10 protein-coding genes and 2 pseudogenes are annotated in these 9,467 nt (G+C 42.3%); 3 read left to right on the top strand and 9 right to left on the bottom strand.

The annotated features are described in order from the left end of the window. Nucleotides 1–82: 82 nt before the first annotated feature. Nucleotides 83–1,258 (bottom strand): annotated as a pseudogene (gtfA, locus tag AX677_RS08500) (sucrose phosphorylase); the annotation flags it as partial. Continuing rightward, nucleotides 1,251–1,517: pseudogene (locus AX677_RS08495) on the bottom strand (glycoside hydrolase family 36 N-terminal domain-containing protein); the annotation flags it as partial. The pseudogenes AX677_RS08495 and gtfA, both read right to left, overlap by 8 nt. A 102-nt stretch (nt 1,518–1,619) precedes the next feature. On the opposite strand from AX677_RS08495, the gene AX677_RS08490 reads away from it, so the two are divergent. The 3 genes from AX677_RS08490 to birA all read left to right on the top strand — a co-directional run bounded on the left by AX677_RS08490 (nt 1,620) and on the right by birA (nt 4,486). Then, complete coding sequence (locus AX677_RS08490) at nt 1,620–2,450, top strand: AraC family ligand binding domain-containing protein (RefSeq protein WP_060976822.1); 831 nt, start codon at nt 1,620–1,622, stop codon at nt 2,448–2,450. A gap of 82 nt (nt 2,451–2,532) precedes the next feature. Beyond that, nucleotides 2,533–3,534: a LacI family DNA-binding transcriptional regulator gene (locus AX677_RS08485; protein ID WP_060976821.1), complete on the top strand. Its 1,002-nt coding sequence runs from the start codon at nt 2,533–2,535 to the stop codon at nt 3,532–3,534. A 16-nt stretch (nt 3,535–3,550) separates the two neighbouring features. Beyond that, a complete protein-coding gene (gene birA, locus AX677_RS08480; protein WP_060976820.1) occupies nt 3,551–4,486 on the top strand; it encodes a bifunctional biotin--[acetyl-CoA-carboxylase] ligase/biotin operon repressor BirA in 936 nt (311 codons plus the stop codon). Between the two features lie 52 nt (nt 4,487–4,538). On the opposite strand, the gene AX677_RS08475 is transcribed toward birA, so the two are convergent. The 7 genes from AX677_RS08475 to AX677_RS08445 all read right to left on the bottom strand — a co-directional run bounded on the left by AX677_RS08475 (nt 4,539) and on the right by AX677_RS08445 (nt 9,431). Continuing rightward, nucleotides 4,539–4,730: a DUF3272 domain-containing protein gene (locus tag AX677_RS08475; protein ID WP_002895701.1), complete on the bottom strand. Its 192-nt coding sequence runs from the start codon at nt 4,728–4,730 to the stop codon at nt 4,539–4,541. Nucleotides 4,731–4,768: 38 nt separating this feature from the next. Next, nucleotides 4,769–6,439 (bottom strand): DNA polymerase III subunit gamma/tau, encoded by a 1,671-nt coding sequence (dnaX, locus tag AX677_RS08470; RefSeq protein WP_060976819.1) that lies wholly within the window; start codon nt 6,437–6,439, stop codon nt 4,769–4,771. Further along, nucleotides 6,439–6,936 carry a GAF domain-containing protein gene (locus AX677_RS08465; RefSeq protein ID WP_060976825.1) on the bottom strand — a complete coding sequence of 166 codons (498 nt, stop codon included), beginning with the start codon at nt 6,934–6,936 and terminating at the stop codon, nt 6,439–6,441. The genes dnaX and AX677_RS08465 overlap by 1 nt, the downstream gene beginning before the upstream one ends. A gap of 29 nt (nt 6,937–6,965) precedes the next feature. After that, on the bottom strand, nt 6,966–7,799 hold the full coding sequence (locus AX677_RS08460; RefSeq protein WP_060976818.1) for an alpha/beta fold hydrolase: 834 nt from the start codon (nt 7,797–7,799) through the stop codon (nt 6,966–6,968). A 104-nt stretch (nt 7,800–7,903) separates the two neighbouring features. Then, a complete protein-coding gene (locus tag AX677_RS08455; RefSeq protein WP_060976817.1) occupies nt 7,904–8,524 on the bottom strand; it encodes a Type 1 glutamine amidotransferase-like domain-containing protein in 621 nt (206 codons plus the stop codon). A gap of 11 nt (nt 8,525–8,535) precedes the next feature. Then, nucleotides 8,536–8,853 (bottom strand): methyltransferase domain-containing protein, encoded by a 318-nt coding sequence (locus AX677_RS08450; protein ID WP_082730285.1) that lies wholly within the window; start codon nt 8,851–8,853, stop codon nt 8,536–8,538. Further along, a complete protein-coding gene (locus tag AX677_RS08445) occupies nt 8,850–9,431 on the bottom strand; it encodes a GrpB family protein (RefSeq protein WP_060976816.1) in 582 nt (193 codons plus the stop codon). The genes AX677_RS08450 and AX677_RS08445 overlap by 4 nt, the downstream gene beginning before the upstream one ends. Nucleotides 9,432–9,467: the final 36 nt, after the last annotated feature.

Raw genomic sequence — 9,467 nt, 5'->3', positions numbered from 1 at the left:
CTGAGTAGTGGTCGCTGTTGGGATATTTTTTATAGATATTTTTCAGATTTAATTCTACCATTCTTCTTCTCTTTTCTTATCTCTATTCAAAAGTGATAGCTTGGCCATTTTCACTAGCGCTATATGTCAATTCTTTGAGGTTGATAACTACTTGAGCAGTGACTGACTTATCTGCATTGCTACGGACAATACGGAGGCTATTTTCATCTAATAGATTCACTTCAATAGTGCCATCTAGGTCAAAGGCAGCAGACTGGTTGCGGTAACTGAAAAGCTTGAGCAAGGCTTGCACAACTGGACGCTTGACTTCTTCAGCAATCTCCTCATTACTGTAATAATGACGGTTGATATTGCGGCCTTCCTTAGTGTTTTCTAGCAGTTCAAGGTCATTTTTCCCAGCTAAGAAACCAACATAATAGACCTGTGGAATCCCTGGAGCAAAAGCCTGAATCAGACGGCTAATGAAGTACTTCTTGTCGTCATCGCCCAAGGCTGAGTAGTAAGTCGAGTTAATCTGGTAAATGTCCAGATTATTGTACTCAGCTGAGGAATACTTACGCTTGACATTGGCCCCGACCTTATATAGTTCATTGGTCGCAAAGTCAATTTCTTCATCAGTCAGAATATCCTTAACATCAACAACCCCAATACCATCGTGGGTGTCCAGTGTTGTGAATTGCTTCATAGGACTCATTTCAAGCCACTTGACTAGACGCTCTGCTTTACCACTGTATAGAGAATAAAGAGTTACCATCGGTAGCGCAAAATCATAGACAAAGTAGCCATGCTCTGCAATCTTGAACTGGATAGAATAATGCTCATGAATTTCTGGTAAAATATCCGTCCCAAACTCAGCCGCTTGCTGCTGGACTTTTTCTAATAAATCCCAGATTTCTGGCTCAACAAAGAAATCATTGGTATCTAACTTTTTGACTGCATAGGCAAATGCATCTAAACGAATCAGATCACAGCCATGCTCTGACAGTTGACGCAATGTTTTCTTGATGAAATCATTAGTTACCTGACTGCGAACATCTAGATCAATCTGCTCTTCACCAAAGGTGTTCCACAGATACTCAGTGCTTCCATCTGCAAAGACGATTTCCTGCTTAGGTGCCCGATCCTTACGCTTATAAATCAAATCAACATCAGCTTGCGTCGGACGATTTTCTGGCCAAAACTTATCCCAGCTGAGAAAGAGGTCACGATACTCACTCTGATCCTTCTTTTCCTGAAAATCCTTATAATACTTGGACTTGCAGAGAAGGTTGCCGAAAGTCTCCTAAACCATGCTGACCCAAAACCTGCCGCTGGGTATCTAAGCTAAAACTTCGCTCATTCGACTTCGGATTACCAGAAAATGCATGATCTCGCTCAAATACTGTATTGGAAAAATGATAGGATTCGATTTTTCTGCCTAAGTGTTTAAGCAAAAGGTAGCCATCCCTTTCCTCAATGATAAGACTGGAATTTTTTGTATTGATGTAGAATAGATGTTTGTCTATTTTGATAGCCATTTCTGAACCTCCATATTTACTAATATTTTACCATATGAAATCGCTTCCTAAAATAGAATTATGTTAGGGAAATATGGTAAAATGTTAGGTAGGAGGCAAAATATGCTTGTTTTTTCAGAATACCAAACAGGAACCATTGATCTCTCACTTAGCTTCTACGGTTATGAAGAGTGCACACCTAGCTACTCTTTTGGACCTGCTATTAGAGATACCTACGTCCTTCACTACATTACCAAAGGGAAAGGTCAATTTCATTACAAAGGAAAAATTGTCGATTTAAGAGCTGGAGATCTCTTTCTGCTCAAGCCAAATGAACTTACCTTTTATCAGGCTGACAAAGAAGAACCTTGGTCTTACTACTGGCTGGGAGTGACTGGCGGTAGGGTTTATGACTACTTCAATCACTCTCAGATTGCCGAAGACTGCTACCTACTTGCTAACCAGGAACGAAAAACAGATAGGATTGGGAAAATTGTTGAGAACTTGGTTTACTTCGCCGAGCAGACCAAATCTAACCAACTAGCTCAACTCCACATTATGGGCCAACTTTATGAACTCATCTTTCACTTGGGCAGCGTTGCCTATAAGCCCCAAGCAAATACCCTATCTGCAAGCCAGCAACTCTATCTAGCCTGCAAGCAGATAATTGACACTCAATATCCCAATCCTAACCTCAGCATTCAAGATATGGCAATTAAGTTGTCCGTTCATCGTAGCTATCTAACAACCATTTTCAAGGAGGAGCACCAAAGCTCACCTAAAGAATATCTGGAATATGTCCGAATGCATCGAGCTAAACAACTCCTCAAAAACACCCGTGAACCTATCCAATTTATCGCCTATTCTGTCGGTTTCTCAGATCCCCTTTACTTTTCAAAGGCTTTTAAAAAATATTTTGGCTTTTCACCCAGTTCATTTCGAGAACAAAGTTAAGTTTTACTAAACATATCTTTGTTATTTACTAATTTTTGAGTTATAATTTATGTAGACAGTAAATTAAAAAGGATCAAATCAAATGGCTACTATCAAAGATATCGCCCAAACTGCTGGTGTTTCTCCCGCAACTGTTTCTCGGGTTTTGAACTATGACAAGTCCATGTCTGTCAGCGATGAGACACGCAAAAAAATTTTCGATATCGCTGAACAGCTCAACTACAAAAAAAGCAACAGGCAGAAAAAGACTGCATCTCAAACCCATCGCATCGCTATCGTTGAATGGTACACAGAGCTGGAAGAGCTGGATGATCTTTACTACTACTCCATCCGCTTAGGCATTGAAAAGAAAGCCCAGGAACTGGGCTATGATATCGTACGGATTTTCAACAACGACTCTCTAAGCCAGCTAGAGCAGATTGACGGCATCATTGCCATCGGAAAATTTAGCAGCAAGCAAGTCAAGGAGCTGGAGCAATACAGTCCTGCCTTGGTTTTCGTGGATAGCGATACGCTCGACCAAGGCCACAGCTGTGTGACAACGGACTTTGAGCATGCCGTTACTCATGTTCTCCACCATTTTCTTCAGCAAGGCATTCGAGAAATCGGTATGATTGCTGGACGTGAAGAGACCGCAGACGGAACGACAAATCTTGACGATCCGCGCTTGGCCTGCTTCTGCCGTTACCTTAGTGACAAAGGTCTTTATCAGCCGACTTATGTCAAGACAGGCAAGTTCTCCTCAGAGTCGGGCTACCAGCTGATGAAAGACATGATTGACGAACAAAAAGAACAGATGCCCAAAGCATTCTTCATAGCCAGCGATGCTCTGGCAGTCGGTGCCCTTCGTGCTCTTCAGGAAGCGGGAATTGTTGTTCCTCAAGATGTCCAGATTATTTCCTTTAATGATACATCTATTGCCAAATACGTTTATCCGCCTCTCAGCACTGTGACAGTCTTTACAGAGGAAATGGGCAAGCAAGCTCTGCAGATGCTGGACCAGATGATAAAAACTGACGAAAGCCCCATCCCTTACATGATTAAGCTCTCTACCAAGCTGACACTAAGAGAAAGCAGCCATTAAGCTAGAAAGAACGCCTATGAAAACCTACGAAAAAATCTTTGACATTCTCAGCCAGGCTGACGACTATGTCAACGGTGAAAAAATAGCCCAAGAATTGGGTATTTCACGAACTTCCATTTGGAAAGCCATTCAAAAACTGGAGAAAGAAGGCATCCAAATCGAATCCGTCAAGAACCGGGGCTATCGATTGACAACTGGTGACTTGCTGATTCCTGATTGGATTGAGGCAAACTCACCTGTTCAGGTCTCCTTTAATCCTGACTGCCAGTCCACTCAGATGGACGCCAAGGCTGGCATGGAGGCCGGACGCCCTGCCGACACTCTCTATCTGGCCGCTGCCCAATCTGCTGGCCGTGGCCGTTTCGGTCGTGCCTTCTTCTGCCCCAGCCAGGGCGGCTTTTACATGTCTCTCCACCTCAAGCCCAACCTCCCCTTCGACCAGCTCCCCTCCTATACTATCTTGACCGCAGGAGCTATTTACAAGGCAGTGAAAAATCTAACTCTTATGGAAGTTGATATCAAGTGGGTCAATGACATTTACTATCGAAACAAGAAAATTTCCGGCATCCTGACCGAGGCCACAACTTCTATCGAGACAGGTCTCGTCACCGATGTCATCATCGGTGTTGGCTTTAATTTTTTCATTAAAGACTTTCCAGCTGAGATTAAAGAAAAAGCTGGCTCCCTCTTTGAAGAGAAACCAGCCATTAGTCGCAATGAGCTTATTGCCGAGATTTGGAAATGCTTCTACGTAAGTGACCCAGAAGAACTCATCTATCTCTACAAGCAGCGCTCCTTGGTGCTAGGACGACAAGTGACCTTTAGCCAAAAAGGCGTGGACTACCAAGGTTTGGCCAAAGACATCTCAGACAGCGGGCAACTTTTAGTCCAGCTGACAGATGGTCAGGAAATCTGGCTCAATAGCGGCGAAGTCTCGTTGACCAGTTGGTAATCAAAAATTTCATTTCAAAAGGACTGAGTCTCATAGCTCAGTCCTGTTTTCATTATTTCGGTCCTAAATGTTTATCGATTTCATCCACAATCCGCCCCATGACATAGGAAATCTGCAGATTGCGCAGCACTAAAACTGCCCAGAAAGCAGCCATAAAATAGCGCCCTGCCATGATGGATTCATTGAAAAAATAGGTTTCTAAGGCTGTGAAAACAGCCATCACAATAAATTGTCGTCTGTTCATAGATTTATTATAACACGAAAGCCTAGAAAAATCTTTTTTTAATCCTCTTGAATGGTAATTTTTTCTGCTAAAAAGTCAAATCCCTCTGGAATCAAGCTTTCCTCTTCCTTCTCTTCAACCTCTGCCTTGCCATTGCGGCTGCGAGCCGAAAAATCCGCCCGAATCTTGGTCCACTCTTCCAAGGAAATAGCCAAAATCTCTGGTGAAAATCCTGCCGCATTGCTGAGGATATTGCTAAACATGGTATTGAGATTATCCCGCTTCATGGTCTGCTCAGCGTTGAAATTAGACTCAAAAGCTAAGATAGCATGGCTTTCATTGGCTGCCACCGGCTGCGATCCTGCCAGCAAAGCCTTATCAGCTCCAGCCAGACTTTCGATAATCTCACCCCAAGCATTCTGCAGCTTGGTCAGGTTGCTGCGAGCCAGACTAGGATTCTCAACAGCCTCTTCTAAGATGGCATTGACCTTATTGCGGTCTGCTCGGTAGCCCTTAGACTTCTGCGGTCGAATATCCGAAGTTTTGACAGCTGCTGCAGGTTTCCCATTGCCATTAGCCAGCTGCTGTTTAAGACTATCTATCTCTTGTCTCAGACCCTTGATCTCATCAGCTAGATTATCCGGAATCACTGCCGCTACTGGAAGACTACTAGTCTCTGCCAGTCGAATGGTCATCATTTCTGTATAAATCTTAGGCTGCAGGCTATTCTTGATATCTGCCAAACTCTTGGTCGCCATATCTATCATGGCAAAGAGAGTGTCCTGCGGTGTCTTGAGGTTTTCCAGAAAGAGCTCACTAGCATGATGGTTCTCCCCGCCAGTTTTGACAATAATCAAGTCACGCAGATATTGCAGGAGGTCTGTCACAAAACGAGCCATGTTTTTACCGCTATCAAAAATCAAATTGAGATTATCCAAGGCTGCTACTGCATCATGAGCAATCAAGGCTGCTACATAGCCATCCAAGGCTCCCAAGCTGATAGAGCCAGTTATTTCTTCAGCTATGTCTGTAGTCAAACGATTTTCCTGAGTTAAGCTAAGAGCCTGGTCAAGTATAGATAGGGCATCCCGCATACCGCCCTCAGCTCGACGGGCAATAATCTGCACACCTTCTTGCTCAAAATCAATTCCTTCCTGCTCCAAAATCCACTCGATATGACCAATAATGTCCTGCGTCCTGATAGACTTAAACTCAAAACGTTGGACACGGGAAAGAATGGTCGCTGGAATCTTATGCAACTCTGTCGTCGCTAGGATAAAGACCACATTTTCCGTTGGCTCTTCCAAGGTCTTGAGCAAGGCGTTAAAAGCTCCAGTCGAGAGCATATGCACCTCGTCAATGATATAGACCTTGTGCTTGGCCAGACTAGGCGCATAGGTAGACTTGTCCCTAATGTCACGAATTTCGTCTACTCCATTATTAGAAGCCGCGTCAATTTCGATGACGTCTTCAAGGCTTCCCTCCGTGATAGCCTGACAGATATAGCAGACATTACAGGGCTCACCGTCCTTTTGATTCGGACAATTCATAGCCTTGGCAAAAATCTTGGCAACGCTGGTCTTCCCTGTTCCACGAGGACCAGAAAAGAGATAAGCATGACTGATTTTCCCTTGCTCCACAGCCTGCCGCAGGGTGGTGGCCACTACTTGCTGACCCACTAGCTGTCCAAAGGTCTGACTGCGGTATTTCCGATATAAAGCTTGATACATTAGGCTTTTTCTCCAAACATTTCAAAATTCCAAGTCGTTTTTTCAAGCAAAATCTGAACAAACTTTTCCAGATATTCCTGATCTACCTTATCATAATCACCCGTCAAGGATGAGTCCAAATCCAGCACTCCAAGAAGTCGGCCGTCTTTTACCATGGGCACCACAATTTCACTCTTAGCACGGCTATCGCAAGAGATATAGTTGGCATGCTGGGTCACATCATCTACGATAATCGTCTCTTTTTTTTCAGCAGATTCCCCACAGACACCCTTACCTAAGGTAATATGGACACAGGAAACACCGCCCTGAAAAGGCCCCAGAATCAGCTCTTTCCCATCAAAAAGATAGAAACCAGTAAAAACAGAATTAGGCAGGGCTTGATTGAGCAGGGCGCTAGCGTTCGACAAATTTGCCAAAGCATTGGTCTCACCCTCTAACAAGACTTCCAGCTGAGCCAGTAAAAGTTGATAACTTGAAATTTTTTCTTTTGTATTCATAGAGTCTATTATATCAAAAAGCCGGTCTTTCAACCAAGCTTTTCTTTAATTTTGTTATTCAAAAATTCATCAATCAGTCTATTTACAATATCGGGTTGGTCGGTATTAGAATTGTGCCCCGCCTTATCAATCCATTGAACAGACTTCCCAGTATTTCTTTCATAGGCCTTCAAATATCGTATACAAGACCCTGCACGATCTTCTTTTCCACATATAACCAATTGTGGACATTTTACTTCATAGGAAAGTTTCTTCTCCACTGCTTCTGAAAATATCTTATATCCGTATCCCGCAAGACGAGCATACCTTTCTTGATCGCCATCATAAATCATCATCATATCATACATCAGTTTTCTTCCATAGTCTGTTGTTGATACGCTTTTAGGGCCTGATTTCAAAAGAAATTTCCATGGATAGATTCTATAAATTGCCTCCATATTTTTTAAGAGCCACAATTCCATAGCTGTATAATACTTCCTTTGAAGGGATGGTGAATCAATCGTAACAAGACCTTTTAATTTCTCAGGAAAAAGTTGAGCATAAACCTGTCCTACATATCCTCCCATTGACTGACCAATTACTATTGGATTTTTTATTCTCTCTTTGACAAATATTCCATCCAGCCAACTTGCTAAATCAAATAAAGTAAAATCGAGACGAAATGGATAAGATGAAGCGTGTCCAGGTGCGTCCCAAACCAAGACTCTATATGTATCTTTAAAATATTCTATTTGTTTTTCAAATAACCTATGATCAGCAGTTAGCCCTGGTAAAAAGATAAGAGCACTTTGGGATGATTCAACAGCATCATTTGTCCAATAATGAATTATTCCACTTGGTGTTTCATATATTTTTTCAATCAAAGTTCAATCCCCGCATTCTAATTTGTTTAATCTAGTTTATCGCAATTTCACTCATTCCTTTTATTATAGTTTCTCAAGTAGGTTCACTAGAACATATATTCTGATTACTTATCCTCCAAAACCTTCACTTCTTCACCTTCCACAAGCACAGCTTGGCGATTATTGAGGGGAAGCAGATTCAGCTGGTCGCTGTATGTATCCAGAGTGGCCTGGGCACTTTCAACAAAGGGTTCTTCGCCAACATGAGGAAGAACATAAAAATCCACCTCGCTTAGTGCCTCTGTATCGTGCAGTTCTGTTGCAACTCCTTTATCGTCCATGAGCTTATTGTAGTCAATGTCCTTGGCTGTGATGATGGCACCAGCTGATTCGCCCACATAAACCATACCATCCACAATCTGCTCTCTTATCAAGGACAGAAGCTGCTTTTTCTTTAATTCTTGCAGAAGATAAAAAGTATTGCCACCAGAGACATAGAGTAGTTTACTTTGGAAAATCTTTGCTTGAGCTGTTTCTCTATCACAAGCTGAAATATCTAAAATTTCTACTTGAAATCCCAAATCTGCAAAGGTCTGCAGGGCTTCGTCAATATAACCCCTGTACTCTTCTACATTTCCAGCCGTCGGGATAAAAAGCACATGTTTGCCCAATTGCTTTTCGGACGCATATTGTCTGAACAAGTCCTTGACTCCTGCAAAATATGAACATAAAAATAATTGTTTCATAGGATACCTCCTTATTTTTTCATGATTTTATAAAGAATCCATTGGTCCTTTCTTTGACTATCGATGAGATGTAAATCCAAGTCTGTCAAATAGTTTTCCAGTTTTTCTTGCTTTGTAAAGTCTGGTAGGTAATAAGCTAATTTGCTCCATTCACATGCCAGTAAGATGATTCCATCTGGCTTAAGAATCCGCTTAAGTTCTAGGAACGCCCGAGTTAAATCCGACCAATGAAAATGAGTCTGAAAGGCTGTAATCAAATTCTTTGATTGGTATATTAGGTAAAGAAATGCCAGAATAATCAGAAGGCCAATCATTGCTAGATAAATCATCTGTCTTCCCCCTCATATCTTCCGCCATAAAGCTTTTTAGCTTTCTCTGTATAGTTCTTAATAAACTCCGTTTTCGCCTCTGTATAGGCATCACGGTTGTGCTCATATTGCTTCCACAAGGACAGCTTAAGCCTCTCATAGTCTTTAGCTACAGCAGGGTGCTCCTGTAAATAGTCTCTAAAGTAAAGTTCATCATGATCACCCTCATAGCGCAGATGAAGATGGAAAACCCGCTCCGCAAAACCACTCGGTGTGTAGCCTTTATTGAATGACATCCGCCCTTGGCTTTCTGACATGAGCAGATAACCATTTTGCAGCAGCAAGTCTCTCCTTACCGCCATATCTGTTTCTTTGGGAATTTCCAGCACGATATCCACTATTGGCTTAGCCCAGATGGTCTTTACCGATGTCGAACCGATATGACTAATCCGAACCAGCTGATTTGCAGGCAAAAAACTCAAGAGCTGAAGCCGCTCCTCATCATACCAGTCTTTCCACTCAGCCTGATGCTCTCTTAAAAAAATCGGAAAAAGCTGCCACAACTCCTCGAGTGACATTTCCTCTAAAGATGGAATCATAAGCACCTCCTTAGATAATTTATATATATTATACCA

The organism is Streptococcus sp. CCH8-C6, assembly GCF_001557225.1.
Taxonomy (GTDB): domain Bacteria; phylum Bacillota; class Bacilli; order Lactobacillales; family Streptococcaceae; genus Streptococcus; species Streptococcus sanguinis_C.
The sequence above is the reverse complement of the archived record's forward strand: the minus strand, read 5'-3'. Positions and strand labels throughout refer to the sequence as shown.